The organism is Henriciella mobilis (assembly GCF_003576315.1).
Lineage (GTDB): Bacteria > Pseudomonadota > Alphaproteobacteria > Caulobacterales > Hyphomonadaceae > Henriciella > Henriciella mobilis.
Genome location: NZ_QWFZ01000003.1, coordinates 835,596 through 859,884 on the forward strand (window position 1 = coordinate 835,596; position 24,289 = coordinate 859,884).

Consider the following 24,289-nt stretch of genomic DNA (forward strand, 5'->3'; position numbering starts at 1 on the left):
ACCTACTGCAAGGCGGTCCGGGCACCATAGGCCAGCCGCCGCCAGATCACATACAGTCCGACCAGCGTGGTCATGACTGCCAGCCCATGCAGGCCGGTGCGTTCCCAGTTATTGAGCGCAATACCGGCAAGGCCCCAGCCGAGCGCCACGAAGAACCAGAGGCTGCGGCTGATCCGGGTTGCGAAAAGCCAGGCCAGCAGCGCGGCCGGAACGAGCGCAAACCAGAGCGAGATCCAGACATGGTCTGTCGGCGCCAGCCCTATCAGCAGGCGCGCGACACGCGGGATCGATATGGAGATGGCAACTGCCGCCCAGCCGGACAGCAGGCCCGTCAGGGCGCAGGCGACCAGCCGCCGCGCTGTCCCGTCCCATCCGCCCATCCGGTGCAGCCGGCGTGCCGCCCACCAGGCCAGCGCGGCAATGGGCAGGAGAAGGATGAGGTTGAGAATCTCGTTGCCGATATATTGCGCGGACAGCATCCAGATGACATTGCCCGCCCCCGCGAACAGCAGAGGCTGGCCAAGACGTTCTTCCAGAAAGCTGGCCTTGAAGACGGCAAGTAGCGCAAAGATCAGGTAGAGCGTGAAGATGACGCCCCAGATCGAGAAGAACACGCCCGGCGGCAGCTCTGGCGGAATGCCTTCTTCCACGGCCTGCGCGCCGATGGTGCGGCCATGGCCGGACAAGGGCAGCAGCGGCGCCAGCCATTGCAGGATGGCGACGGCGAGCAGGAGAAGGGGCGTGCCGGACTTCATCTTGAGACCTTTGGCAAATGCGGGCGCCTCTGACCAGTTATTCCACACTTACGACCTGGCGAGGGGGTCGGGCGGCAGCATTTTTTCGAGCGTGGCGAGCTGGTCGGCCTCGCCGGCGGGCTTGTCCCACCGGATGCGATTGATCCGCGGAAAGCGCATGGCGAGGCCGGATTTGTGCCGCGGGCTGCGCTGCAGGCCTTCGAAGGCAACTTCCAGGACGAGGCCCTCCTCAGCTGATGCGGTGACTGCCCGCACAGGACCGAACCGGTCGATCGTGTTTTCCCGGACGAATTTGTCGAGCTGTTTGAGCTCCTCATCGGTAAAGCCGAAATAGGCCTTTCCGACAGGCGTCAGTTCAGGGCCGTCTGCTCCGTCTCGCCAGACGCCGAAGGTGAAGTCCGAATAGAAGCTGGATCGCCGGCCATGTCCGCGCTGGGCGTAGAGCAGCACGGCATCCACCAGGAACGGGTCGCGCTTCCACTTGTACCAGGGGCCGGTGGGCCGCCCGGCTTCGTAGAGGCTGTCCCAGCGCTTCAGCATCAGGCCTTCGATTTCCGGTGCGGGCGGTGCGTTGCGCGCGGCCTCCAGCGCATCCAGCGTCGTGACCGGCACCAGCGGCGAGAGGTCGATCCGTTCGCTTCCCGCCCGCGCAACGAAATCTTCCAGCCGGGCCCGCCGGTCGCGGAAGGGCAGGGTGCGCAGATCTTCCCCGCCGTCGACGAGGATGTCATAGGCGCGGATGAATGCCGGCCTCGTTTCCATCTGCTTCTTCGAGACCGTTTTGCGGTTGAGCCTTTGCTGCAGGTCATTGAAGGGAGCAACCTCGCCATTCGGGGCCCGGATCAGGAGTTCGCCATCAATCGCGGCATCGAAATCCATGCCGGCCAGCACATCAGGGAAGGTGTGCGAGATGTCATCGCCCGTTCGCGTGTAGATGCGCCGCGTGCCGCGCTCCGAGACGGCCTGGACCCGAATGCCGTCATACTTCCATTCGGCGGCGAAGACCTCCGGATCGATCATGGCGGGGTCGACGGCATCCGGGTCGTCGCGCTTGTCCTTGGTGACCAGCGGATGGGCCAGCATGACCGGCCTGAACGGTGCCTTGATGTCGGGCGCGGGCTTGCCAGCGGTCCCGTCCAGCCAGTCGAACAGGCTTTCATAGGGCGGCTCAAGGCCATGCCAGATCTCCTCGATCTCGCCGGCATCGACCCCGCCCATCTGGGCCAGGGCAAGCTTGGTCAGGCGGGCCGACACGCCAATGCGCAGGCCCCCGGTCACCATCTTGATGAGCGCCCAGCGGCCTTTCGGATCGAGCTGGTCGAGCCAGCCGGCGACCAGGCGCTCGCCTTCTGCACGTGTGGCATCGAGCAATGTTTCCACGATGTCCTCGATGGGCGGCACGCGGTTCGCGCCGCGCGTGCCCGGCCAGATGAGACTGACCGTCTCTGCAAGGTCGCCCACATAGTCATAGGACATGCGGAAGAGTTCAGGGTCGGATCTTGCCTCTGCGAGACGGCGGATCGAGCCGGCTTTCACGCCCGGTATGTCGAGTTCGCCGGTCAGCACCGCCAGGGCCCAGCCGCGAGCTGGATTTACTTCACTAGTGAAATAATTTACAAGGAGGTCGATCTTCCCATTGCGCGAAGGCGTCAGGATCAGTCGCTCGAGAAGGTCGGAAAAGGCCTGCATCGCAACAGAGATAGGAGATGGCGATGACAATGACAGCCGAAGATGTGCCAGCCGGTTTCGAGCGGCACTTCCGCACCTCTCCCTTCACCGATCCATGGGAGCCGCTCTTTTCAAGGCGCGAGAGCCGGAAGGTGGTCATCGGCGTGCGCCTGCGCAAAGAACACTGCAATTCGCGCGGCCTTGTCCATGGCGGCCTGATTGCCTCCCTCGCCGACAATGCCATGGGACTGAGCGCCGGCGAGGCGCTGAAGGCCGAAGGCCGGGAAAACCTCAAGGGGCTCGTCACGGTCAGTCTGGCGACGGACTATATGGGCGGCGCCCGGATTGGCAGCTGGCTGGATGTCGATACGCATTTTGTGAAGACGGGCGGTTCGCTCTGCTTTACCGACTGCCTCGTGCATGCCGATGGCGAGCCCGTTGCACGCGCCAGTGCGAGCTTCAAGATCCTGAAGTAAGGCTGTCATTATAGCTGTGCAGCCGTTTCATTGTGACTTGGTGAAGCCTGTCACGTCGAGTTTGCCATCGGGTGTTTCGGACACTTCGACATCGTATATGGCGCGCGCTTCAGGCGAGCCGGTCATCTCGACATGGACCTGGTAGACGGCTGGGCTGGTGCCGGTCTGTTCGACATTCGCGAAATCGACAAGCGCGCGCGTCGGATGGCGCTCATAGACAGCATCAAGGGCGACGCTCCGGGCGCCGAAGGCTGAAATCTCCTGAGGTTCGACCTGCAAAGCCTGTGGATCGGACTCCACGCAGGTGGCGCCATGGCAGGCGGCCAGCATCAATCCTCCCAGCCCCGAAATCAGCATGGCACGCATGGCGGCCTCCTTCATTTGCGGGTTGCGGGACTATGCGCCTGATCGCCGGGCGGTGCAAATGCCTATTCGAAGGCGTCTTCCTCATAGCCAACCAGGCGCAGCGGCCTCGCCTTGCGGCCCTGAAGCTCCGCCCAGCGGACCAGTGCATCCTCGCGGCCATGCGTGATCCAGAGTTCCTCCGGATCGACCTCTCGGACCGTGTCCGTGAGCTCGTCCCAGTCGGCATGGTCGGAAATGATCAGTGGCAGTTCGACGCCCGATTGCTTGGCGCGCTGTCGCACGCCCATCCAGCCGCTGGCGAAGCAGGGCAGCGGATCGGGGAAACGCCGGCCCCACCGATCATGGAAGGAGGCGGGCGGGCCGAGCACGATCTGGCCGCGAAACCGCTCCTGCGCGCCGCGTTCGCTGGTGTCGAGGGTCGCGGTTTCCAGCGGGCCGAGATCGATGCCGTGCTCTTCATAGAGCTTGCACAGCTTTTCCAGCGCGCCGTGGATATACAGCGTTTCGTGATAGCCCGCTTCGCGCAGCAGCTTTATGACGCGCTGCGCCTTGCCGAGCGCATAGACGCCGACGAGGTGGGTTCGGTCTGGCGATGCGCGCACGCTGGCGAGCAGCTTGGCGATTTCCTGGTCGCTGTCGGGATGGCGGAAGACGGGCAGGCCGAAGGTCGCTTCGGAAATGAAGACATGCGTGCCGGGGACAGGCTCGAACGCCCTGCAGGTCGGGTCGCGGCGGCGCTTATAGTCGCCCGTGCAGACCATGCGCAGGCCCTTCCATTCCACGACGACCTGCGCTGAACCCAGCACATGACCGGCCGGCGACAGCCAGACGGTCACGCCATTGATCTCGACCGTCTCACCATATTCAAGCGGCTGGGTCGCCCCGGCAAAGCCTTCGCCATAGCGCGACGCCATGATGGCCAGCGTTTCAGGCGTTGCGAGGACATGGGCGTGGCCCGCGCGGGCATGGTCGGCATGACCATGGGTGACGACGGCCCGGTCGACCGCGCCGCGCACCGGGTCGATATAGAAATCGCCTGGCGGGCAGTAGAGGCCCTTTGGGGTTGGCTTGAGCAGCAGGTCCGGTCGGATCATGGCTTTTCATATAGGGCTGCGCGTGCGGATTGGGACTGCCATGTTTCTGCCTTTTCCGCATGTGAGAGAGTCGCGTGTCTAAGCGCCGGCAGAACGCGCCGGTGAAGAACCAGGGAGCCCTTTATGCGTTGGACCGTCCTCAGCGCGCTTGTCGGCGTGCTTGCCTTTCCCTCAATAGCGACTGCACAGGAAGGCGGCGAGACCGAGATCATGCAGAAGGCGCTGGCCGCCGGTTACAAGGCGCTGTTCACCTGCTCGGCGACTTTTACCGCTGACCAGTCCCGTGCCGAGATCGACTTCAACGAGCTCGACGGAATCTATACCGACTACCGTGAGCCGATGCGGACCGTGTCCGAGGCCAAGATCAATGATCGCCAGCGCAGCGTCGCGGTGCGCTACAAGAAGGGCGAACCGCCGCGTATCGCCGTCTGGCGCTCCGGGTTTGGCTGCTCCCTGTTGCCGATTGGTGCTGACCCCTCGGCGTCCGACTGGCTGCCGCGCTTTTCCGGAGAAGTATCGCGCCTGCAACGGGATGTTTCCACGGCCATTGGCTCGGACGTGAAGCTGATCGATACGTCCTTCTACCAGCAGCGTACCGAGCCGTCGGTCAGTTTCGCTTTCGACGGCCAGACCTATGGCCGAGGCACGCGCACCAGTGCGGTTGTCATTGTCAAGGACGGTCAGCTCGTTGCGGAACGCTATGCGCGCGGCATCGACGCGACCACGCCGCAGCGGACCTGGTCGGTCGCGAAGTCACTCACGGCAACCATCATCGGCGCGGCCCTCGAGCAGGGCATCATGGATCTGGACTATCCAGCGCTCGTGAAAGCCTGGACAGCCGGGGGCGATCCGCGCCGCGAGATCACGCTGCGCGACGTACTTCAGATGGCCAGCGGCCTGGATTCCGGGGTGACAGGCAGCCGGACCGACCGGACCTATTTCGGCGGTGCGCGCGTCATTGATACTGCGCTCGTCAACCCGCTCGAAATAACGCCGGGCGAGCGGTTCAAATACGCCAACTACGATACGCTGGCAGCCATGCGCGGCCTGCGCGAGGCGATGGATGACGACCAGCGCTACTGGCGCTTTCCCTATACCGACCTGCTGTGGAAGATCGGCGCGCTCAACACGACGCTTGAGACCGATTGGGGCGGTGATTTTGTTTCTTCCAGCCAGGTCTGGATGACGGCCCGCGACATGGCCCGCCTCGGACAGCTCTACCTGCAGGACGGGGTGTGGGCGGGCGAGCGCATCCTGAAGGAAGGCTGGGTCGATTTCGTCTCCAGCCCGGGCCCGGCACAACCGGACAGGACCGATCCGGACTCGCTTGGCTACGGCGGCAGTTTCTGGCTGCTAGACCGGTTCGACGGCATTCCCAGCGATACATATGCCGGGATCGGCAATCGCGGCCAGTACATGGTGATCGTCCCGTCGCATGGGCTTGTCATTGTCCGCCGCGGCTTCGACACGGCCGATGGCGGGCGCTTCGACATCGTCGCTTTCACTCGCGATGTCATTGCCGGCATCGACCAGGGCCAGACCGACATGCTCGACGCGCAGATGCAGGCTTCCCAAGCCGAAGCCGAGTATAACGACTAGGGCATCGTGACCGGGTCGAGCAGTTTCGTGATCCGCTGGGTCACGCTCTGGCTGAAGGCCTGCATCATGGCAGAGCCGGACACGTCCATCTGCATGGCTTCGAGATAGGTGCGCCCGTCCGGCGCCCGCACGCAGGTCGCGTCGAGCTGGAACGAATTGATCTTTGCGATCATGGCCGGCTTGAACGGTTTGGGCAGGGACATGCTGAAGGACAGAACCTGCCCATCCGCCTTGCTGAGCGTGGCACTGGCTTTGACCTTCTTGAGGATCTTGCGCTCCATGTCGTCCGACTCTTCGTCTGGCACAGGCGTAAAGGCGAACTGGACCGTGTCGTCGGTTTCCTCCACCCGGCGGGCGGTTGCAGGAATCTGCGCAGCGAGGTCATCGCAGAAAATATCGCCGGTCACCTCGGAATCGATGGATGTCATCGTATCGCGAAAGTCGTCGTCCCATTCGCTTTCGTCGGGGGTGTAGATCGTGATCCGCTGGCCTTCAGGCTGGCTTGGATCGACTTTGCCGGTCGCATGCATCTCGCCGTCGGAATACTCCATCTCATAGGCGTAGAGCGGGCCGGCCGCCCCCGTCGATGCGTGCGCCTGTTCGATCAGCGGGTCGGCCGCGGCAGGAAAGGCGAACAGGACGGCGATGGATGCGAGCAGGACCTGGTGGTGCATGGCTGTCTCCCGATCTGGAGACGCTATAAAAGCCAAGCCAGGCTGAAAGTCATGTGAACAAGATGCAGGAATTGGTCCGAGGCGCTATCTAGGTAGATATGCCCGACCAGCCGCCCCCCAGCTTGTTGCCCGAAGTCTTCTCCGACTGGTTCGCCGGGCGGGGCTGGACGCCGCGTGCCCATCAGCTTGCCCTGACAGAAACAGCCCTCGCCGGTGACAGCGCGCTGCTGATCGCGCCGACGGGTGGCGGCAAGACGCTGGCGGGCTTTCTCGCCAGCCTGATCGAGTTGAACGATGCCGGTGGCAAAGCAGCCCTGAGCCCGGTCCATCGCGCAGGCGCAGCCGGAGCGGGTGGCCAGAACCAGAAGCGCCCGGCGCTCCACACGCTCTACATTTCACCGCTCAAGGCCCTCGCCACCGATGTTGAGCGCAATCTCAACACGCCGGTCGCTGAGATGGGGCTCGGTATCCGCATCGAGACCCGCACAGGCGACACGCCGCAATCCAAACGCCAGCGCCAGCGCGCCAATCCGCCGGATATCCTGCTGACCACGCCGGAGCAGCTCGCGCTGTTCATTGCCTCCGACCACGCCGCGGAATTCTTCTCCGACCTCAAATGCGTGATCATCGACGAGATTCACGCGATTGCAGCGTCGAAGCGGGGTGACCTCCTGTCGCTGGGCCTCGCAACGCTGGCCGAATGGGCGCCCGCCTGCCGGTTCATCGGACTGTCGGCGACGGTGCGCGATCCGGGCCTGCTGGCCGAATGGCTGCCGACGCGGGAGGACCGCGAAACGCGCCTGATCCGCGCCGAGGGAGGGGTCAATGCGGATATCGGCATCATGGTCTCGCGCGAGCGCATTCCCTGGTCGGGCCATTCGGGGCGCTTTGCGGTTCCCGAAGTCTATGAGGCGATCAAGGCGAGCCAGATGACGCTGGTCTTTGTCAACACGCGCAGCCAGGCCGAAATGCTGTTCCAGGAGCTGTGGCGGGTTAATGAGGATGCCCTGCCGATTGCGCTGCATCATGGCTCGCTCGCCCGCGAGCAGCGCCGGAAGGTCGAAGCCGCCATGGCGAAGGGCGTGCTGAAGGGCGTCGTCTGCACCTCGACGCTCGACCTTGGCATTGACTGGGGCGGGGTCGACCTTGTGATCCAGATGGGCGCGCCGAAGGGGGCGGCCCGGCTGATCCAGCGGATCGGGCGCGCCAATCACCGCATGGATGAGGCGAGCCGGGCCTTGCTGGTGCCGACCAACCGGTTCGAAGTGCTGGAATGCCGGGCGGCCGAAGCGGCGGTCGAGGCAGGCGAAATTGACGGCGAGCCGATGCGCACCGGCGCGCTCGATGTCCTCGCGCAGCACATCATGGGCCGGGCGTGCGGGGAAGGCTTCGAACTTGAGGCCCTGTACGATGAGATCCGCCGCGCTGCGCCCTATGCCGGTCTTGACTGGGAGACCTATGAGCGGGTTGTCGACCTCGTCGCGACGGGCGGCTACGCGCTCACCACCTATGACCGCTTCCACCGTATCGTGAAACGCGACGGCGTCTGGCGCGTCCGCACGGCACGCGATGCCCAGCAGCATCGAATGAATGTCGGCGCGATCGTCGAGGCGCAGCTGCTGAACGTCCGCATCGCCAGTTTCGTTGGAAAGAAGGGCGAAGCGAGCGGTGGGCAAGAGACGAGGTCTGTGCGCGGTGAACAGAGAGCGATCCGGGCCGGCCGCAAGCTTGGCGAGATCGAGGAGTATTTCATCTCGACGCTGACGCCGGGCGACACATTCCTGTTCGCCGGAGAGATCCTCCGCTTCCTTGGCGTCTCGGAGCTCGACGTGCTCGTCACCCGCGCCAAGGCCGACAAGCCGGCAATCCCGTCCTACAATGGTGGCAAGTTCCCACTGACGACCTTCCTGGCGGACCGTGTGCGCCACATGATCCACGACCCGGCCCAATGGAGCGGCCTGCCGGACCAGGTGCGCGAATGGATCGAGATCCAGAAGGAAAAGTCCGAGATCCCGCCGCCGGACCATCTCCTCGTGGAGACCTTTCCGCGGGCCAATCGCCACTATCTCGTCACCTATCCCTTCGAGGGGCGGCTGGCGCACCAGACGCTTGGCATGCTGCTGACCCGGCGGCTGGAGCGCGCCGGCGCAAAGCCGCTCGGCTTTGTAGCATCCGAATATGCCATGGCGGTCTGGGCCATGGACGATATGTCAGGTGTCGACATGGACGGCCTGTTTCATCCGGACATGCTCGGCGACGATCTTGAAGCCTGGCTTGATGAGAGCCCGCTGATGAAGCGGACCTTTGCCCAGTGCGCGCAGATTTCAGGCATGATCGCGCGGCGCCTGCCGGGCAAGGAGAAGACCGGCCGGCAGGTCACCTTCTCGACCGACCTCATCTATGATGTCCTGCGCTCACACGAACCCGACCACATCCTGCTGCAGGCGGCGCGTCAGGATGCGGCGACCGGCCTGCTCGACATTCGCAGGCTGTCGGACATGCTTGTGCGTATTCGCGGCAAGATCGATCACCGCGCGCTGGAGCGGATCAGCCCGTTCGCAGTGCCTGTCATGCTCGAAATCGGCAAGGAGCCGGTCAATTCCGAAAGCGCCGCCGAGGCGATCATGGAAGAAGCCGAGTCAGCGCTGATCCGCGATGCGATGCAGCGCTGAGCGGGACTTCCTACATCTGCATCGTCCAGCCCTCGACGCCCATAGCTGCCTGACGGACCGCTTCCGAGAGCGTCGGGTGCGCGTGGGAAGTGCGGGCGACATCCTCTGAGGCGGCGCCGAATTCCATGGCGACACAGATCTCGTGGATCATCTCGCCGACACCGACGCCGACCATGTGCGCGCCGAGGATCTGGTCTGTCTTCGCATCTGCGAGGATTTTCACGAAGCCCAGCGTCTCGTGGTTCGTGCGCGCGCGGGAATTGGCCTGGAAGGGGAACTTGCCCTTCTTGTACTCGATCCCGGCGTCCTTGAGTTGCTCTTCCGTCTTGCCGACCCAGGCGATCTCCGGATTGGTATAAACAACGGACGGAACAAGGTTGTAGTCGACATGGCCCGCCTTGCCGGCGATCAGTTCAGCAACCGCCGCGCCATCATCTTCGGCCTTGTGCGCCAGCATCGGACCGTGGATGCAGTCGCCGACCGCCCAGACGCCATCGGCGGCCTTGAAGTGATCGGTTTCGACGAAGCCGCGCTTGTCCAGTTTTGCGCCAACCTTTTCCAGGCCGAGACCTTCAGTATAGGGGCGCCGGCCGACTGCCACGATCACGGCGTCGGCTTCAAGCACTTCCTCGTCGCCGCCCTTGGCAGGCTCCATGAAGAGCTTCAGTTTGGACTTCAGTTTTTCCACGCCCGTGACCTTCTGGCCGAGGCGGAAGTCGAGCCCCTGCTTCTTGAAGATGCGCTGGGCTTCCTTGGCGACCTCATTGTCCGCGCCTGGCATGATCCGGTCGAGATATTCGACCACGGTCACGTCGGAACCAAGCCGCGACCAGACCGAACCGAGCTCAAGCCCGATGACGCCAGCGCCGATCAGGATCAGCTTCTTCGGCACTTCTTTCAGCGCGATGGCGCCGGTATTGGTGACAACGCGTTCCTCGTCGATCTCGATATTGGGCAGGGTGGATGGTTCGGACCCGGTTGCGATGACGATGTTCTTCGTTTCCAGCGTCTTGCCGTCGACCTCGACCTTGCCCTGGCCGGTGATCTTGCCGAAGCCCTTGATGTAATCGACCTTGTTTTTCTTCATCAGGAATTCGACGCCCTGCGTGAGGCCTTTCACGGCCTCGTCCTTCTGTGACATCATCTGCTTCAGATCGAGCTCGACCTTGCCGGTCTTGATGCCGAGGCCGGCAAAGCTGTGATTGGCTTCGTCAAAGAGTTCCGAGGCGTGCAGCAGCGCCTTTGACGGGATACAGCCAACATTCAGGCAGGTGCCACCCAGCACGCCGCGTTTCTCGATGATGGCCGTCTTCAGGCCCAACTGTCCGGCGCGGATCGCGCAGTTATAGCCGCCGGGGCCGCCTCCGATGATGACGACGTCATAGGTGTCTGACATGGAAATTCCGCCTCAAAAGGTCAGTGCTGTGAATCGACCGCGAACCTAAGCATTGACGCAACGAAATCAATGCGGCGAAGGCGTCATTTGCGCGATCGAAAAACCAGTACGCCGGAAATCACCAGAAGGAAGGGTGCGAGCACGGCCTCATCGGACCAGAGAGACGCATCGGCGCCCGATCCGACCATTGCCCCCGTCATGACCGCGAAGATCACCGCACCGGCCGAAAAAAGCCAGGCGCCGCCACGAACGGCCAGGATCGCCAGCAATCCGCCAAGGATCATCAGCAGGGTGGACGTGAGCCGCAGCAGGGCCACAGGCGGGTTGAGCAGCTCCGTCATCAGGTCGCTGCCGCGCGATATCTGCATCTGGATAGGCTGCACGGTCTCCCAGAGCATCCATGCGGCCACGATGATCCCGGCCAGTCCGGCCAGTCGCCTTATCGGCATGCCCACCTCCCGTCGGGACTTGTTAAGTCCAGCTATCCAACGGTGAATTGGGCCTTATTGCAAGCGCGGCAAGGCTTGGCTTAGCGGGCTTCAACCGCGTCGTAGGTCTCACTCGGCTCGCTATCTTCCTCCCGGCGCAACACAACGAGCGCGAGGAAGAGCGTGGTCAGGATCGACAGGTAAATATAGTTGTCGCGCCACAGCGATACGTCATGACGGCCCTGGATCAGGCCGATCGTGACGGTTGCGAACATGAAGGTCGACAGGCCTGCCAGCCAGGCGCCGCCCTTGCGCTCGGTGAGCGCGGCAAGACCAGCCAGAAAGGCGGCAACAGCCGACATCAGGCGCATCATTACCTGCGGCTCGAAAAGGACACCGGGGAAGCTCACGCCGAAGGTTGCATGGATGAAGTGTGCGAGACCCACGCCAACTTGCCACATGAACCACGTTCCCAGTAGGCCTAGGCAGAAACCACAGAACTGGCGGAATCTCATGATGGCGACACTCCCCGTTTAAGGCGGACAAACCTGATTTTACGGCAATGCCATCAACAGTTCATGAACAAGATGTAACGGATTGATTGAGTCTGGCGGCTCGCCCGGACGTCTTGCTAACGCCCCTTCCGGGCGCGCATGCGCCGGCCTTCGGCGGCAAAATGAGCGCGCTGGCGGGCGATGGCTGCGGGAACCGGGCGCCGGCGGCGGGGCTTCGGCTCAGCGGGTTCAGGATTGGCTTTCGGTTCAGTCCGGGCCATGAGCGCTTCGAACTGTTCCTGGCTCAGCACCACCTGTCCATCTTCCTCGTCCGCCGCAATGGCAGCCGGGCGGACCTTGCGCAGGCGCAGGTGGAGCACGGCGAGGCCCAGCAGCAAGATGATCACCGAACCGCCCGCGACCATGCCTTCAGGACCACTGGGGTCTCGCCACCAGCCTTGTTCGAAATCGACGAGATAGTAGATCGGCAGCGACGCCACCATGGCCATGCCATACCAGATGATCGAGCCGGGCCGGCGGCTGGCGACCGACACCGCGGCCGCATAGTAGCAGAGCGATGCCAGGAAGTATGGCGCGCCGTAAACGATGCCGAGTTCGCGCCAGTTGATATTATCAAGGCCAAGCGCGGGGTCGGGATGGATGAACATCGTCACGAACATCATGATGCTCGGCCAGCGGATGGCCGAAAGCGCGCCAAACGCAAACACGATGGCGAGAGCAGCAATCATCAGGGCAATGAGCCGTCGGGACATGTCCATATCCCTACACTCATTGCAATTGACGCCGCATGAATGGTTACTTTCAGATTGCGTTCAGTCTGAAAGCTTGTGTTTACATTTGCGTGATGGCGGCATGAAATCTGGACGAAGCGATCCATATCCGGGCTGAGATGAGCAACGATATTCTGACTTTCCGGCGTGCCGCCACGGTCCTGACCCTGGCCGGAGCCCTGCCCTTCATTGGCCTTGTCGCAGCGATGGCTGCGCTTGAGCCACCGACCAATCTGACCGCCAGTTTCTGGCTGATGGTCTATGCCACCGTCATCCTCAGCTTTCTCGGCGGCATACGCTGGGGGCTGGCCTTGTCAAACCCCGAAGCGGGATGGACGCCGCTTGCTATTTCGATCCTGCCCGCATTGGCCGGGTGGGTGATCGTGCCTTATGCGATCCTGATACAGCAGGTGCCAAGTCCGGCCTGGTTCCTGGCCTACGCCGTCTTCTTTGCGCTGCACCTCGCCTGGGACTGGCTGTCGGGGTCGGTCCCCAGCTGGTTCAAGACGCTCCGGGTGACGGTCAGCGTAATCGTCATCGCGAGCCTGGTCGGGGCGTGGGGCATTCGCCAGTTCATGGCGTAAGCTAAGAAGGCCGGGGTGGTTCAGGCGGTTTCGCGCGGCAGTGCGGTTGTGGCGGCGATGAAGCTGACCACGGTCAGGCCGAGTGATACCAGCGCGTTCCAGCCGGCCATGGAGAGGCCCAGCATCGTCCACGGGGCATCCTCGCAGGAGGCGGTTGCAGTGCGCTCATCGATACCGCCAAGGTCGATATTGATGACGTCCACAGCTTCAGCACCGCAACCGGTCGGCGCGGGCCAGAAGTCCCACTCAACCCCGGCATGGAAAACGGCAACGACCGCACCGGTCAGGAAGACCAGGGCCAGCATCACGTTGAACGCAACCAGAAAACGCCGGTTCTGACGGATGTTCCAGAGAACGAGCCCGGTGACAGCCATCGCGATCGCGGCCCAGTAGACTTCGCGCTGACGCAGGCAGAGCTGGCATGGCAGCAGGTAGGCAAAGCGCTCGAAGGCATGGGCAGCAGCCAGCATGGCCGCCGAGATCAGCAGCGCCATGAGTGGCCATCGCCATGTTCGCAGGACAGGAGAAAGCGCCGCAGTCATATTGCCTCAGACATCCGTGACAGGTTCACGCGACCGGGAAAATGACGACTGAGGGGAAAGCGCGCAATGCGGCGATGGAGCGCGCCTACATCAACTACCCGTGAGCGTCCTCACACCGAGGGCGACCAGGGTCAGCAAGGTTGCGATCCAGGCGGTGCCGATAATGCTGCCGATAATGACCAGGATGCCGTCGCGCGCCATCAGGCCGAATGCAACGATCGCAACGCCAAAGCCGGGCACCGTATTGGTCGACGGGAGGGGGACCAGAATGGAGGCGCAAAAGAAGACGAGGAACAGGCCGATAATCCGCTCGCCGCGCGCGCCCATCAGGAAGGTAAGGCGCGGGCGGGCGATCTTTTCCAGCCAGCCGAACCATTTGCGCCCGCCTTTCGCGGTCCGTGTCAGACCCTTCTTGTCGATCATGCGCTGGCCGAATTTCTGCGGCAGCCAGGGCTCCTCGCGTCCGGCGACCATCTGGCCCGCCAGCACCATCATGGGCAGCGAGACAACTTGCGGGACGCCATAGAGAAACGGGATGCAGCAGGGCAGGGCCAGGATGAAAAGCGCCGCGCCAAACGCCCGCTCGTCCAGCCGGTCAAAGATCATCCTGAGGGAGAAGCCTTCTTCGGGCGCCTCTTCCGCCATGAGTTCGATCGACTGGAGAAACGTTCGCGGGGATGGGTAGCGTGTCATGAGATTCGCCTAGTCGAGTTTTTTCTGCTGGTCGAGAAGATTGACGCATTGCCTGCCATAAGGCAGAGGCTTTGCTCGCAATCTGTATGCCGGTGTGGCGGAATTGGTAGACGCAGGGGACTCAAAATCCCCCGGGCTTCGGCTCTTGTCGGTTCGAGTCCGACCACCGGTACCATTCATTTGCGATGGCGCGACGCGCCAAAAATCAGTCCGGTGGACTGATTTTAGCAAATGAGTGCCCCGGCAGGGGCTTTAGGTTCGTTTCCGTTTCGGCGCTTTGGCGCCTCCCATGAAACAGGCTCAGGGCGGCTGTCCCTTCGGACACATTCACTTTCTGGCGATCCGCCCTAGCTCGTCTCCTGAACAGCAGGAGGCATCATGTCTGCAGTCATTATCGGCGCGACCGGCGGCATTGGCCGCGCCCTCACCCTGGCGCTGCATGAGCGCGGCCATGCCGGCCCGATACATGCGCTCTCACGCTCTGGCGGCGGCGACTGGCCCGATGGCGTGGTCCAGGGAAAGATCGATATCCTGGATGAGGACAGCATCGCACAAGCAGCCGAACGTGCCGGGTCGCCCGATCTTGTCATCGTCGCCAGCGGCATCCTGTCGGACGGCGAGCGCCTGCAGCCTGAAAAGTCCTTCAGACACCAGTCCATGGCGGCCTATGACGAGGTCTTCCGCATCAACACGTTCGGGCCGGGGCTGGTCGCCAAGCATTTCCTGCCGCGCATGCCGAGGGAGGGACGGGCTGTCTTCGCAGCCCTTTCCGCACGGGTCGGTTCGATTGGCGACAATGGTTTTGGCGGCTGGCATGCCTACCGCGCATCCAAGGCAGCGCTGAACATGCTGATCCGCAACTTCGCCATCGAGCAGGCCCGCCGCAATGAGGCGTTTGTCTGTGTCGGCTTGCATCCGGGGACCGTCGATACAGACCTGTCAAAGCCGTTCCAGAGCAATGTGCCGGACAAGCAGCTTCAGACCGCTGAGCAATCAGCCGGTCACCTGCTCGATGTCCTTGATGCCCTTGGCCCTGAGGCGAGTGGCAAGGTGTTCGACTGGAAGGGTGAGGAAATCGAGCCCTAACCTGTAATGTTGGCGAGTACGGAGGAGGCGTCATAGACGTCCGGCTCATCCGGCTTGTCGCCCGTGCCGATAACGATCTCGAGGCTTTCGGTGGTCTTCTCGCTGCCGCCGCCGACCGGGAAACCGATCCCCACGCCGACGCCCACGCCTGAGCCATAGGAACCGCTGCTCCCGCCGACAGACACTGAAGACCCGCCGCCGCCGCTGTGCTCAGTATCGGTGGTGCTGCGCACGACCCGGAACCACTGACCGCCATTCTCGAAGGTCACCTCGGCCGCCCGCCGCAAGGCATAGCGCCGGGCGTCGTCGGAACTGAGCGCTGTGTAGCTGACCCGGAAGCGGTTCGATTCTATCGGTTGGACGAGGTAGCCCTGGGCTGATGGCGAACTGGCCGGACCATAGGGCTTGGCGGTGGTGCAGGCAGCTGCGCCGGAAGCAAGCAGGCCCGCGATGAGTAGGGATCTGATCATGATGGCATATTGCCATGGCGGGGGCGCTGCCGCCAGTGGGACATCATGGCCTGACATGAACCTTCCGCAACGAGGCGGCCCCATGCTGTTCAGTCCGGCCGTGATAGACACAAGCCTGGCGCCTGCGGATCCCCCTGAGCCGCTTCAGGTGCCATGCGGGTTTCGCGCCGGACCGCTTTCCTGCCCGACCGGCGGTCACGGGCGCGATCCATCCGGCAGAATGCCAATGGCGGAGCGGTCTTCGCTGAGGGGAGAGCCGCCGCTCCGCCCGCATTCTCCGGGATATACTTGCTACTTCTTCGGGGGGCGGTTGCGGCCGAAATTCGTCTCGTCCGTATCCTGTCCGGCTTCGACGATGGCCTTCCGGATACCGCGCGCGCGCTCGAATTCGCGGAACAGCGTTTCGCCGTCGTCCCAGCGGATCGCGCGTTGCAGAGCGGCGAGGTCTTCGCTGAACCGGCCCAGCGTCTCGAGCACGGCATCCTTGTTGTTCAGGAAGACGTCCCGCCACATGGTCGGGTCAGACGCGGCGATCCGGGTGAAGTCCCGGAAACCACCGGCGGAGTATTTCACCACCTCGCCCTCGCCAACGCTTTCCATGTCATGAGCGGTCGAGACGATATTGTAGGCAATGAGGTGCGGCAGGTGCGAGGTGATGGCGAGGACGCGGTCGTGGCGTGCCGCCTCCATGATTTCGACCTTGGCGCCCAGCATTTCCCAGAAGCTGGCGAGCCGGTCGACCGCCGAATTATAGGGCTCGTCCTGTTGCGGCAGAGGGGTGAGGATGTGCCAGGCATTGCGAAACAGCGAAGCAAAGCCGGCCTCGGGGCCGGACTTTTCGGTCCCCGCAATCGGGTGGCCCGGAATGAGGAACACACCTTCGGGGCAATGCGCGGACATCGATTCCAGCGCTTTTTCCTTCACCGAACCGACATCCGTCAGGATCACGCCGGCTTGCAGATAGGGGGCGATGGCCGCGGTTGTCTCGCCGATGGCGCCGACAGGTACGCAAAGGATGATGCAGTCTGCGCCGGAGCAGGCCGCTTCCATGGTCTCGGCCACCTCGCCCAGGTTTAGCGCGCGGGCGCGTGCACGGACATCTTCGCTCTTGTCGTAGAGGACGACCTTCTTCGCAGCCCGGTATTCACGCGCGGCAAGCGCAATGGAAGAGCCGATCAGGCCGGCCCCGAAAATCGCAATACGGTCGAAGACGGGACCCGGCATGCCTCAGTCAGCTTTCGCGAAGGCTTCGAACGCGGCAAGGACATCGTCATTGGCTTGCTTTGTCCCGATGGACAGGCGCATGCAGTCTGGCAGCCCGTAAGCCTTCATGTCCCGGATCACGATCCCGCGCGCGCGCAGGAAGGCGTCAGCATCTTCGGCGCGTTTGCCATCACGATCCTCGAACTGGATCAGCAGGAAGTTCGCGACGCTTGGATAGACCTTGTAGCCCATCTTTTCGAGGGCCGGCTTCAACCGGTCGAGCTCATCATTGTTGTGGTCGGCTGATTTGGTCACGAAGCTGTCATCGGCCAGCGCCGCGATCGCGGCAGCCTGACCGACGGATGTGACGTTGAACGGGCCGCGCACGCGGTGCAGCGCATCGATCACGCTTTCCGGGCCGTAGGCCCAGCCAACCCGCAGGCCGGCCAGCCCGTGAATCTTCGAGAAGGTCCGCGTGACCAGGACGTTCGGTTCCTCCCCGGCCATGTCCATTCCGGCGGAATAATCGTTCTGGCGGACATATTCGGCATAGGCCCCGTCGAGGACGAGCAGGATGTCGTCGCGCAGACCCTTGTGCAGGCGGCGGACCTCATCAAAGGGGATATAGCTGCCGGTCGGATTGTTCGGATTGGCGAGGAAAACAATCCGTGTCTTGTCCGTGACCCGCTCGAGGATGGCGTCGACACTGGCTGTCAGATCGGTCTCGGGCGCACTGATGCACTTGGCGCCCGATTGCTGGGCGACGAGCCGGTAGACGAGAAAGCCATGTTGCGACTGGATGATCTCGTCGCCCGGCTTCAGGTAGGCGCGGCCGAGCAGCTGGAAGATCTCGTCCGAGCCGGCCCCGCACACGATACGGTCTGGATCGACCCCGTATTTCTTGCCGATCGCCTCACGCAGGCCAAAGCAGGCGCCATCCGGATACATCTCCAGGTGTTCGGCCGCCTTGGTCAGCGCCTTGCGGGCGGCCGGGCTGCATCCGAGGGGGTTTTCATTCGATGAAAGCTTCCACCCGTGGTCGAGCTTTTGCCCGCCCTTGTAGGGGGTGATCTCTAGAATGTTCGCAAGTGGCTTTGGCCCGCTCATGCTGATCGCTCCATGTCTGGCCGTCCTCCTGAGCAAAGACGGGCCGAAAATCAAGTCGGCGATGTGCAAGGCGGCGTCGCAATGGAGAGGCTGCTTGACTTCCGGCGCCGCTGCGGACACCTCAAGCGCACGATGCCGGATACCACGCGCCTTTCGCCAAGTGAAGTCAAGCAGCTGGCCCTGCCGGGGCCGCTGTCGCTCGACTGTGGCGAGACGCTGGAGACTGTTCGCATCGCCTATGAAACCTGGGGCGAACTGAACGCCGACAAGTCGAATGCGATCCTGGTCTGCCATGCGCTGACCGGTGACCAGTTCGCCGGCTCCGACAATGTTGTCACCGGGCGGCCAGCCTGGTGGCCGCGCATGATCGGGCCCGGCAAGCCGATTGATACCAATCGCTTCCACGTCATCGCGACCAATGTGCTCGGCGGGTGCATGGGCACGACGGGCCCGGCCTCGCCCGGCCCGGATGGCAAGCCCTGGGGCACGCGGTTTCCGGTGATCACCATCGGCGACATGGTCCGCGCCCAACGCGCCTTCATCGAGGCGCTCGGCATAGACAGCCTCTTCTCGGTCATGGGTGGTTCCATGGGCGGCATGCAGGCGCTGGAATGGGCCGTGCAGGCGCCGGAAAAGGTCTTCACGGCCGTCCCGATTGCAACGGCCGCGCGCCATTCGGCCCAGAACATTGCCTTCTACGAAGTCGGACGACAGGCGATCATGGCCGATCCTGACTGGTGTGACGGGCTATATCTCGCCGAGGGGCGCCGCCCGGCGCGCGGCCTCGCCATTGCGCGGATGGCCGCCCACATCACCTATGTCTCTGAGTCGGCGCTGAAGCGGAAATTCGACCGCGGCCTGCAAGACCGAGAAAAGGCAAGCTTCAGTTTCGATGCGGACTTCCAGGTCGAATCCTACCTGCGATATCAGGGGCATTCCTTCGTCGACCGGTTTGACGCCAATTCCTATCTCTATGTGACCCGCGCCATGGACTATTTCGACATGGCTGCGCGCTACAATGGCCGGCTTGCTGAAGCCTTCAAGGGGACCCCGGTCCGCTTCTGCCTGTTCTCATTCACCTCGGACTGGCACTATCCGCCTGAGGCAAGCCGCGAGATCACGCGCGCGCTGGCGGCGGCTGGCGCTGAAGTCAGCCACCTCGAAATCGAGAGCGACAAGGGCCACGATGCCTTCCTGCTGGATGAGCCGGTCTATGAAAAGGCGCTTGCCGGTTTCCTCACCGCAAATGCTGAATTGCGGGGAATCTGATGAGCGAAACCCGTTCGATCCGCGCCGACCACCTCGCCATCGCCTCACGTGTTCCCGCCGGTGCGCGGGTTCTGGATGTCGGCTGCGGCAATGGTGACTTGCTCGCGCTGCTGAAAGAGCAGAAGCAGGTCAATGCTCGCGGGCTGGAGCTGTCGCCGCATGAGGCGGGCATTGCGCTGGCGCGCGGGCTGTCTGTCATACAGGGCGACGCCGACAGTGATCTCGAAGTCTTTCCCGATGACGGTTTCGATGTCGCCATCCTGTCCAAGGCGATCCAGCAGATGCGCCGGCCGGCCTTCGTGCTGCAGGAACTTGCCCGGATCGCGCCGGAAATGATCGTATCCTTCCGCAATTTCGGACTGTGGCAGCGGCGCTTTTCCCTCGTCACAACCGGGCGCATGCCAGGCCATCGGGACTGGCACGATGACGGCGCGCTGCACCCATCGACAGCCCGCGACATGATTGACCTGACGCATGCCATGGGGCTGGAAATGGTCGCCATGGCGCCGATGCGGAATGGCAAGGTGGGCGAGTTTCGGAGTACGGGCCTGTCGCGGCTCAACTGGGGTGCGGACGAAGTCATCCTGCACCTGCGCCGAAGCCGAAACTGAACAGACCAGACATGAAAAAGCCGGCTGGGCCCTGACCCCCAGCCGGCTTTCTGGCACTCCCGAGAGAGACGCCTTTAGCTTGCGAGCGCCTGCTCGTTCTTTTCGCCGGTGCGGATCCGGACGACCGAGTCCAGACCGGATACGAAAATCTTGCCGTCGCCGATTGTGCCGGTATTGGCCGCGCTGATGATGGCTTCCGACAGCCGGTCGACATCGCCGGTCGCGCAGGCAACTTCGACTTTCACCTTCGGCAGAAGGCGAACTTCGTATTCGGCGCCGCGGTAGACTTCCGTCTTGCCCTGCTGCCGGCCATAGCCGCGGACTTCCGAGACAGTCAGGCCTGCAACGCCTGCTTCGCTCAGAGCGTCGATGACGGCATCAAGCCGGCTTGGCTTGAAGATGGCGGTAATAAGTTTCATGGCCCCAAAGCCTCCCAATTTCTAACAGGTTAATCAAAGCGCGCGCCCGATGAGCGGTCAACGCGAGAATTTCGGTGTTTTCGAACGCTTTCCACGTCTGCCTCTTTTCTAGGCAGTTGTGCAACTCCTTTGCGCCCGGGTGCCAAACCGGTCACGGGCGCAACGGCGCCGCCGCCGGGCCGAGCATAGAGTCTTTTCGTCGCCTCGACCATGACCACACCGCCCAGCCCGGGTGTGAGCAGGGCACCGACCTTCTCCCAGCCTTCAGCGCTGGCCGCCAGAAAATCCATTTGGATCGGCAGGACATGGACGGCCGTCGTACTGGCGGTGACCTGGAAGAGGTGGTCGTTGAGATAGGCAATCAACTGGCGGCGCGTCCATGGGCGGCCATGGCCGAAGGGCGTGTTCTCGAAGAGGGACCAGAGGCTGGTCCGGTTGGCAGCCGCGACGAGCATGCGGCCTTCTGGTGCCAGCAGCCGCCAGGCTTCACGCAGGACCGCGCGCGGGCTGTCGGCTTCCTCTATGGCGTGGAGCAGGACGATCCGCTCGAAGGCGCCGTCGCCGAAAGGCAGGCGGTCTTCTTCGGCGAGGCAGGTCGATATCCCGCGGTCGCTCGCGCTCCAGACGGCTTGCGGCGATGTCTGGGGCGTGGCGGCGATGCAGGCGCGGGCGGTTCCGGCATAGGCCGACAGCAGGGGATGGGCATATCCCATGCCCAATACATTGAGGCCTTTGCAGTCGCCCCAAAGGTCGCCCAGACGCTTCATGATGAGGTAAGCCGCTGCCTCGCCGAGGCGGCTGCTATAAAATCCGTCGAGTTCCTCCGCGGACAGTCTCATTAAAACCCCTTGTTTCGACTGGGTATCATAGCGTTAAATGGGGTCATGCTCGACATTCACCAATTCCCCTGCCTGAATGACAATTACGGTTTCCTTGTCCATGACCGCGAAAGCGGCATGACGGTTGCCATCGATACGCCTGACGGTGCCAAGTATCTCGAAGAGGCAAAGTCTCTCGGCTGGACCATCGATGCCATCTGGAACACGCATTGGCATCCGGACCATGCTGGCGGCAACCTCAAGATCAAGGACGAGACCGGTTGCCGCATCATCGGTCCGGCAGGCGAGGCGCAGAAAATCCCCGGCATCGAAGACCAGATGCGCGGTGGCGACACGTTGAAGCTCGGCGAGCTGACGGTGAAGGTCATTGACGTGCCGGGCCACACCCTCGGCCACATTGCCTACTACATTCCCGACGCGAAAGTGGCCTTTGTCGGCGATGCGCTGTTCGCGCTCGGCTGCGGCCGGGTGTTCGAGGGCGACCCGAAGATGATGTGGTCCTCGCTCTCCCGGCTGAAAGACCTGCCGCCCGAGACGAAAATTTACTGCGCGCATGAGTACACGGCCGCCAATGCGCGGTTTGCCGTGACGGTCGACCCTGACAATGCAAAGCTCGCAGCCTACGCCGAAGACGTGAAGCTGAAGCGCCAGCGCGGCGACTGGACCGTGCCGACCATCCTGTCGCGCGAGCTTGAGGCCAATCCGTTCCTGCGCGCGGACGATCCAGCCCTTCAGGCTGCAATGGGTCATCCCGGCGATCCGGTCTCGACCTTTGCCGAGATCCGACAGCGCAAGGACAATTTCTGAGGATGCCGGCGCTATCCGGCGATCTCGGCGCCAGGGAAATCATCCGCCTGCTTGGCCTCAAACCCCACCCCGAAGGCGGGCACTATGCCGAAATCTATCGCAGCGCGGGCGAGGGCCGGGGCGCCTGCACGACAATCTACTACCTGCTCGAAGCCGATGAGGTGTCCGCCTGGCACCGGGTCGACGCCGACGAGGTGTGGGCCTGGCATGCCGGCGGCCCATTGTCGCTGACCATCTCTCCGCCGGACGGCAAGGGCGCGGCGGCAAACACGCTCGGGCCCGATCTCCGCGCCGGGCAGAACCCGCATCTGGTCGTGCCGAAGGATCACTGGCAGACGGCTGAGAGCCTTGGCGCCTGGACGCTGGTGAGCTGCTTCGTGGCGCCGGGCTTCGAGTTTGCCGGCTTCGAACTCGCGCCTGAGGGCTGGCGCCCGCAAACCTGAGCAAAGCTCAGCCTGCGGTCGCGCCGCCATCGATGACCAGTTCCGCCCCGGTCATGTAGCTGCTTTCATCCGAGGCGAGGAACAGCATGCCGTTCACAATTTCCTGGATCGTGCCGGCGCGCCCGAACGGGACACCCTCGGCGGTCATGCCGGCAAGCGTTGCATCGCGCGGCATGTTGCTGTCAGCCCCTTCGGCGGTTCCGATCAGCGTGTCCCAGATGGCGGTCGAGACGATGCCAGGGTGGATGGAATTGACCCGGATGCCGTCCTTGGCCTCAGCGCATTCAAGCGCGACGGATTTGGTGAAGCTGCGCACGGCGGCCTTCGTCGCGCAATAGCAGGAAAAATTCGCGGTCGAGCGGATGCCGGCTATGGATGAGACGTTGATGATGTTGCCTTTGCCTGCCGATTTCATCAGCGGCAGGGCATGCTTCACACCCAGGAAGACACCGTCCACATTCACCGCCATCATCTTGCGCCAGAGCGACAGCTCCATCTCGTGTGCAAGGCCGGTCATGCCAATCCCGGCATTGTTGATCAGCACATCGAGGCGTCCATGATCCTTGCGAATGCCATCGATGACACCGGCCCATGCGTCTTCGGAGGTGACGTCGTGCTCGAGGAATTGCGCCCGGCCGCCGGCTGTCTCGATCTCGGAAACGAGCGACTGGCCTGCTTCAGCCTCGATATCGGTCGCGACGATGATGGCGCCCTCTGCGGCGAAGCTGAGCGCAGCCTGCCGGCCGATCCCCTTGGCGGCCCCGGTAATACAGACCACGCGGTCCTGGAATCGATGTGTCATCTGTTGTCTCCCTCCTCTTCGAGCCGCTGTGCGAGGGGCTCTGATATTCGTCGACAAGAACGCGAGCGCAATTGCCGCGCAAGTCTGACGCGAGGGCAGCGATCAGGCGGGGAAAGGGCCGGCCTTGCTCAAGCTGGAACTGACGGGATGGCCGAGAACGGTTTCCAGCCATTTGGCTGTTTCGATCAGCTTCGACAGGTCCAGCCCGGTCTCGAAACCCGAGCGCTCCAGCATGTAGACAACATCCTCTGTCGCGACATTCCCGGTCGCCGCCGGCGCAAAGGGGCAGCCGCCAATCCCGCCGCAGCTGGCGTCGATGACGTCCACGCCCTCCTCGATGGCGGCGGCGACATTGGCAAGCGCGGCGCCGCGCGTGTCATGGAAGTGCATGCGCAGGAAGACGTCGGGCGCCTCGATCAGCACGCGCTCGATCAGGGCACGCACCTGCCAGGGCGAGGCCACCCCGATCGTATCGCCGAGGGCCAGCTCGCCGATCCCGGCCCTTTGCGCCCGGGCCGCGAGGTTGGCCACGACAGCCGGGTCCACCTCTCCATCATAAGGGTCGCCAAACGCCACCGAGATGGTTGCAGACAGGGGAATGCCGGCCTCATGGATCAGCGGGGCGCACTGCTCCAGCATGTCGGCGCTTTCCGATGGGCTCATGCCCTGGTTGCGCCGGCCGAAGCCTTCACCCGCGACAAGCACGAAATTGATCTCGTCGGCTTTTGCATCGATGGCGCGGCGAACGCCCTTCTCGTTAAGCGCCAGCGCGATATGACGGGTCGACCGGGACCGGTCGAGGCCCATGAAGACTTCAGCGCTGTCGGCCATTTTCGGCACAGCCTTGGGTGAGACGAAGCTGCCGGACTCCATCCGCCTTACGCCACATGCCTCCAGCCGGGCGATGAATTCCAGCTTCTGGGCCGTCGTCAGATTGCCCGGATCGTTCTGCAGTCCATCGCGCGGGCCGACTTCAACTATATCGATGCGTCTTGTCATGA

The 24,289-nt window shown here is 63.2% G+C and carries 27 protein-coding genes and 1 tRNA gene; 10 read left to right on the plus strand and 18 right to left on the minus strand.

Going from position 1 to position 24,289, the window contains the following annotated elements:
• Positions 1 to 2: 2 nt before the first annotated feature.
• Entirely contained in the window at positions 3 to 755 is a 753-nt protein-coding gene (locus tag D1227_RS04265; RefSeq protein WP_119403898.1) for a hypothetical protein, read from the minus strand.
• A gap of 48 nt (positions 756 to 803) precedes the next feature.
• Entirely contained in the window at positions 804 to 2,444 is a 1,641-nt protein-coding gene (locus D1227_RS04270) for a cisplatin damage response ATP-dependent DNA ligase (protein ID WP_119403899.1), read from the minus strand.
• Positions 2,445 to 2,473: 29 nt separating this feature from the next.
• Here D1227_RS04270 and D1227_RS04275 point away from each other — a divergent pair, with 29 nt between their 5' ends.
• On the plus strand, positions 2,474 to 2,899 hold the full coding sequence (locus tag D1227_RS04275; RefSeq protein ID WP_199288307.1) for a PaaI family thioesterase: 426 nt from the start codon (positions 2,474 to 2,476) through the stop codon (positions 2,897 to 2,899).
• 27 nt (positions 2,900 to 2,926) lie between these two features.
• Here D1227_RS04275 and D1227_RS04280 read toward each other — a convergent pair whose 3' ends face one another.
• Together D1227_RS04280 and D1227_RS04285 are read right to left on the minus strand one after the other, a co-directional pair.
• Positions 2,927 to 3,265 carry a hypothetical protein gene (locus tag D1227_RS04280; RefSeq protein WP_147373256.1) on the minus strand — a complete coding sequence of 113 codons (339 nt, stop codon included), beginning with the start codon at positions 3,263 to 3,265 and terminating at the stop codon, positions 2,927 to 2,929.
• 62 nt (positions 3,266 to 3,327) lie between these two features.
• On the minus strand, positions 3,328 to 4,359 hold the full coding sequence (locus tag D1227_RS04285) for a ligase-associated DNA damage response exonuclease (RefSeq protein ID WP_119403901.1): 1,032 nt from the start codon (positions 4,357 to 4,359) through the stop codon (positions 3,328 to 3,330).
• A 123-nt stretch (positions 4,360 to 4,482) separates the two neighbouring features.
• On the opposite strand from D1227_RS04285, the gene D1227_RS04290 reads away from it, so the two are divergent.
• A complete protein-coding gene (locus tag D1227_RS04290; RefSeq protein WP_119403902.1) occupies positions 4,483 to 5,958 on the plus strand; it encodes a serine hydrolase domain-containing protein in 1,476 nt (491 codons plus the stop codon).
• Here the strand turns inward: D1227_RS04290 and D1227_RS04295 are convergent.
• The gene (locus D1227_RS04295; RefSeq protein WP_119403903.1) at positions 5,955 to 6,632 is read right to left on the minus strand and encodes a hypothetical protein; all 678 of its coding nucleotides are present in this window, start codon (positions 6,630 to 6,632) and stop codon (positions 5,955 to 5,957) included. The two genes, D1227_RS04290 and D1227_RS04295, sit on opposite strands and share 4 nt — an antisense overlap.
• A 98-nt stretch (positions 6,633 to 6,730) precedes the next feature.
• On the opposite strand from D1227_RS04295, the gene D1227_RS04300 reads away from it, so the two are divergent.
• On the plus strand, positions 6,731 to 9,304 hold the full coding sequence (locus tag D1227_RS04300; protein ID WP_119403904.1) for a ligase-associated DNA damage response DEXH box helicase: 2,574 nt from the start codon (positions 6,731 to 6,733) through the stop codon (positions 9,302 to 9,304).
• Between the two features lie 10 nt (positions 9,305 to 9,314).
• Here the strand turns inward: D1227_RS04300 and lpdA are convergent, their stop codons facing one another.
• From lpdA to D1227_RS04320, 4 genes are all read right to left on the minus strand, one after another.
• On the minus strand, positions 9,315 to 10,700 hold the full coding sequence (gene lpdA, locus D1227_RS04305) for a dihydrolipoyl dehydrogenase (RefSeq protein WP_119403905.1): 1,386 nt from the start codon (positions 10,698 to 10,700) through the stop codon (positions 9,315 to 9,317).
• Positions 10,701 to 10,783: 83 nt separating this feature from the next.
• Positions 10,784 to 11,149 (minus strand): hypothetical protein, encoded by a 366-nt coding sequence (locus D1227_RS04310; protein WP_119375994.1) that lies wholly within the window; start codon positions 11,147 to 11,149, stop codon positions 10,784 to 10,786.
• A gap of 80 nt (positions 11,150 to 11,229) precedes the next feature.
• Positions 11,230 to 11,589 carry a hypothetical protein gene (locus D1227_RS04315; protein WP_119403906.1) on the minus strand — a complete coding sequence of 120 codons (360 nt, stop codon included), beginning with the start codon at positions 11,587 to 11,589 and terminating at the stop codon, positions 11,230 to 11,232.
• Positions 11,590 to 11,759: 170 nt separating this feature from the next.
• A complete protein-coding gene (locus D1227_RS04320) occupies positions 11,760 to 12,395 on the minus strand; it encodes a hypothetical protein (RefSeq protein WP_147373257.1) in 636 nt (211 codons plus the stop codon).
• A 137-nt stretch (positions 12,396 to 12,532) separates the two neighbouring features.
• On the opposite strand from D1227_RS04320, the gene D1227_RS04325 reads away from it, so the two are divergent.
• Positions 12,533 to 12,997, plus strand: a complete 465-nt coding sequence (locus tag D1227_RS04325; RefSeq protein ID WP_119403908.1) for a DUF3429 domain-containing protein — start codon at positions 12,533 to 12,535, stop codon at positions 12,995 to 12,997.
• A 20-nt stretch (positions 12,998 to 13,017) separates the two neighbouring features.
• Here D1227_RS04325 and D1227_RS04330 read toward each other — a convergent pair whose 3' ends face one another.
• Both D1227_RS04330 and D1227_RS04335 read right to left on the minus strand, forming a co-directional pair.
• On the minus strand, positions 13,018 to 13,491 hold the full coding sequence (locus D1227_RS04330; protein ID WP_233349597.1) for a disulfide bond formation protein B: 474 nt from the start codon (positions 13,489 to 13,491) through the stop codon (positions 13,018 to 13,020).
• A 138-nt stretch (positions 13,492 to 13,629) separates the two neighbouring features.
• Positions 13,630 to 14,232, minus strand: a complete 603-nt coding sequence (locus tag D1227_RS04335; protein ID WP_119403910.1) for an exopolysaccharide biosynthesis protein — start codon at positions 14,230 to 14,232, stop codon at positions 13,630 to 13,632.
• Positions 14,233 to 14,320: 88 nt separating this feature from the next.
• Here D1227_RS04335 and D1227_RS04340 point away from each other — a divergent pair.
• Both D1227_RS04340 and D1227_RS04345 read left to right on the plus strand, forming a co-directional pair.
• Positions 14,321 to 14,407 (plus strand) — tRNA-Leu (locus tag D1227_RS04340).
• Between the two features lie 203 nt (positions 14,408 to 14,610).
• Entirely contained in the window at positions 14,611 to 15,318 is a 708-nt protein-coding gene (locus D1227_RS04345; protein WP_119403911.1) for an SDR family NAD(P)-dependent oxidoreductase, read from the plus strand.
• Here D1227_RS04345 and D1227_RS04350 read toward each other — a convergent pair.
• The 3 genes from D1227_RS04350 to hisC all read right to left on the minus strand — a co-directional run bounded on the left by D1227_RS04350 (position 15,315) and on the right by hisC (position 18,098).
• Entirely contained in the window at positions 15,315 to 15,788 is a 474-nt protein-coding gene (locus tag D1227_RS04350) for a CC0125/CC1285 family lipoprotein (protein ID WP_147373258.1), read from the minus strand. The two genes, D1227_RS04345 and D1227_RS04350, sit on opposite strands and share 4 nt — an antisense overlap.
• A 291-nt stretch (positions 15,789 to 16,079) precedes the next feature.
• On the minus strand, positions 16,080 to 17,012 hold the full coding sequence (locus D1227_RS04355; protein WP_119403913.1) for a prephenate/arogenate dehydrogenase family protein: 933 nt from the start codon (positions 17,010 to 17,012) through the stop codon (positions 16,080 to 16,082).
• Between the two features lie 3 nt (positions 17,013 to 17,015).
• Positions 17,016 to 18,098 carry a histidinol-phosphate transaminase gene (gene hisC, locus D1227_RS04360; RefSeq protein WP_119403914.1) on the minus strand — a complete coding sequence of 361 codons (1,083 nt, stop codon included), beginning with the start codon at positions 18,096 to 18,098 and terminating at the stop codon, positions 17,016 to 17,018.
• Positions 18,099 to 18,230: 132 nt separating this feature from the next.
• Here hisC and metX point away from each other — a divergent pair, with 132 nt between their 5' ends.
• Together metX and D1227_RS04370 are read left to right on the plus strand one after the other, a co-directional pair.
• Positions 18,231 to 19,367, plus strand: a complete 1,137-nt coding sequence (metX, locus tag D1227_RS04365) for a homoserine O-acetyltransferase MetX (protein ID WP_119404043.1) — start codon at positions 18,231 to 18,233, stop codon at positions 19,365 to 19,367.
• Positions 19,367 to 19,978, plus strand: coding sequence for a methionine biosynthesis protein MetW (locus tag D1227_RS04370; protein WP_119403915.1), 612 nt, complete (start codon positions 19,367 to 19,369; stop codon positions 19,976 to 19,978). The genes metX and D1227_RS04370 overlap by 1 nt, the downstream gene beginning before the upstream one ends.
• Positions 19,979 to 20,052: 74 nt before the next feature.
• Here D1227_RS04370 and D1227_RS04375 read toward each other — a convergent pair whose 3' ends face one another.
• On the minus strand, positions 20,053 to 20,397 hold the full coding sequence (locus D1227_RS04375) for a P-II family nitrogen regulator (protein ID WP_119376006.1): 345 nt from the start codon (positions 20,395 to 20,397) through the stop codon (positions 20,053 to 20,055).
• Positions 20,398 to 20,426: 29 nt separating this feature from the next.
• The gene (locus D1227_RS04380; protein WP_119403916.1) at positions 20,427 to 21,236 is read right to left on the minus strand and encodes a class I SAM-dependent methyltransferase; all 810 of its coding nucleotides are present in this window, start codon (positions 21,234 to 21,236) and stop codon (positions 20,427 to 20,429) included.
• A gap of 45 nt (positions 21,237 to 21,281) precedes the next feature.
• Here D1227_RS04380 and gloB point away from each other — a divergent pair, with 45 nt between their 5' ends.
• Positions 21,282 to 22,043 (plus strand): hydroxyacylglutathione hydrolase, encoded by a 762-nt coding sequence (gloB, locus tag D1227_RS04385; RefSeq protein WP_119403917.1) that lies wholly within the window; start codon positions 21,282 to 21,284, stop codon positions 22,041 to 22,043.
• Positions 22,044 to 22,045: 2 nt separating this feature from the next.
• Positions 22,046 to 22,486, plus strand: a complete 441-nt coding sequence (locus D1227_RS04390; RefSeq protein WP_119403918.1) for a cupin domain-containing protein — start codon at positions 22,046 to 22,048, stop codon at positions 22,484 to 22,486.
• A gap of 7 nt (positions 22,487 to 22,493) precedes the next feature.
• Here the strand turns inward: D1227_RS04390 and D1227_RS04395 are convergent, their stop codons facing one another.
• Together D1227_RS04395 and D1227_RS04400 are read right to left on the minus strand one after the other, a co-directional pair.
• Entirely contained in the window at positions 22,494 to 23,288 is a 795-nt protein-coding gene (locus D1227_RS04395; RefSeq protein WP_119403919.1) for an SDR family NAD(P)-dependent oxidoreductase, read from the minus strand.
• Positions 23,289 to 23,390: 102 nt separating this feature from the next.
• Positions 23,391 to 24,287, minus strand: a complete 897-nt coding sequence (locus D1227_RS04400) for a hydroxymethylglutaryl-CoA lyase (protein ID WP_119403920.1) — start codon at positions 24,285 to 24,287, stop codon at positions 23,391 to 23,393.
• Positions 24,288 to 24,289: the final 2 nt, after the last annotated feature.

Coding starts and splice junctions, on each gene's coding strand:
- D1227_RS04265 (WP_119403898.1), bottom strand. CDS start 755: ATGAAGTCCGGCACGCCCCTTCTCCTGCTCGCCGTCGCCATCCTGCAA.
- D1227_RS04270 (WP_119403899.1), bottom strand. CDS start 2,444: ATGCAGGCCTTTTCCGACCTTCTCGAGCGACTGATCCTGACGCCTTCG.
- D1227_RS04275 (WP_199288307.1), top strand. CDS start 2,474: ATGACAGCCGAAGATGTGCCAGCCGGTTTCGAGCGGCACTTCCGCACC.
- D1227_RS04280 (WP_147373256.1), bottom strand. CDS start 3,265: ATGCGTGCCATGCTGATTTCGGGGCTGGGAGGATTGATGCTGGCCGCC.
- D1227_RS04285 (WP_119403901.1), bottom strand. CDS start 4,359: ATGATCCGACCGGACCTGCTGCTCAAGCCAACCCCAAAGGGCCTCTAC.
- D1227_RS04290 (WP_119403902.1), top strand. CDS start 4,483: ATGCGTTGGACCGTCCTCAGCGCGCTTGTCGGCGTGCTTGCCTTTCCC.
- D1227_RS04295 (WP_119403903.1), bottom strand. CDS start 6,632: ATGCACCACCAGGTCCTGCTCGCATCCATCGCCGTCCTGTTCGCCTTT.
- D1227_RS04300 (WP_119403904.1), top strand. CDS start 6,731: ATGCCCGACCAGCCGCCCCCCAGCTTGTTGCCCGAAGTCTTCTCCGAC.
- lpdA (WP_119403905.1), bottom strand. CDS start 10,700: ATGTCAGACACCTATGACGTCGTCATCATCGGAGGCGGCCCCGGCGGC.
- D1227_RS04310 (WP_119375994.1), bottom strand. CDS start 11,149: ATGCCGATAAGGCGACTGGCCGGACTGGCCGGGATCATCGTGGCCGCA.
- D1227_RS04315 (WP_119403906.1), bottom strand. CDS start 11,589: ATGTGGCAAGTTGGCGTGGGTCTCGCACACTTCATCCATGCAACCTTC.
- D1227_RS04320 (WP_147373257.1), bottom strand. CDS start 12,395: ATGTCCCGACGGCTCATTGCCCTGATGATTGCTGCTCTCGCCATCGTG.
- D1227_RS04325 (WP_119403908.1), top strand. CDS start 12,533: ATGAGCAACGATATTCTGACTTTCCGGCGTGCCGCCACGGTCCTGACC.
- D1227_RS04330 (WP_233349597.1), bottom strand. CDS start 13,491: ATGGCGCTGCTGATCTCGGCGGCCATGCTGGCTGCTGCCCATGCCTTC.
- D1227_RS04335 (WP_119403910.1), bottom strand. CDS start 14,232: ATGACACGCTACCCATCCCCGCGAACGTTTCTCCAGTCGATCGAACTC.
- D1227_RS04345 (WP_119403911.1), top strand. CDS start 14,611: ATGTCTGCAGTCATTATCGGCGCGACCGGCGGCATTGGCCGCGCCCTC.
- D1227_RS04350 (WP_147373258.1), bottom strand. CDS start 15,788: ATGATCAGATCCCTACTCATCGCGGGCCTGCTTGCTTCCGGCGCAGCT.
- D1227_RS04355 (WP_119403913.1), bottom strand. CDS start 17,012: ATGCCGGGTCCCGTCTTCGACCGTATTGCGATTTTCGGGGCCGGCCTG.
- hisC (WP_119403914.1), bottom strand. CDS start 18,098: ATGAGCGGGCCAAAGCCACTTGCGAACATTCTAGAGATCACCCCCTAC.
- metX (WP_119404043.1), top strand. CDS start 18,231: ATGCCGGATACCACGCGCCTTTCGCCAAGTGAAGTCAAGCAGCTGGCC.
- D1227_RS04370 (WP_119403915.1), top strand. CDS start 19,367: ATGAGCGAAACCCGTTCGATCCGCGCCGACCACCTCGCCATCGCCTCA.
- D1227_RS04375 (WP_119376006.1), bottom strand. CDS start 20,397: ATGAAACTTATTACCGCCATCTTCAAGCCAAGCCGGCTTGATGCCGTC.
- D1227_RS04380 (WP_119403916.1), bottom strand. CDS start 21,236: ATGAGACTGTCCGCGGAGGAACTCGACGGATTTTATAGCAGCCGCCTC.
- gloB (WP_119403917.1), top strand. CDS start 21,282: ATGCTCGACATTCACCAATTCCCCTGCCTGAATGACAATTACGGTTTC.
- D1227_RS04390 (WP_119403918.1), top strand. CDS start 22,046: ATGCCGGCGCTATCCGGCGATCTCGGCGCCAGGGAAATCATCCGCCTG.
- D1227_RS04395 (WP_119403919.1), bottom strand. CDS start 23,288: ATGACACATCGATTCCAGGACCGCGTGGTCTGTATTACCGGGGCCGCC.
- D1227_RS04400 (WP_119403920.1), bottom strand. CDS start 24,287: ATGACAAGACGCATCGATATAGTTGAAGTCGGCCCGCGCGATGGACTG.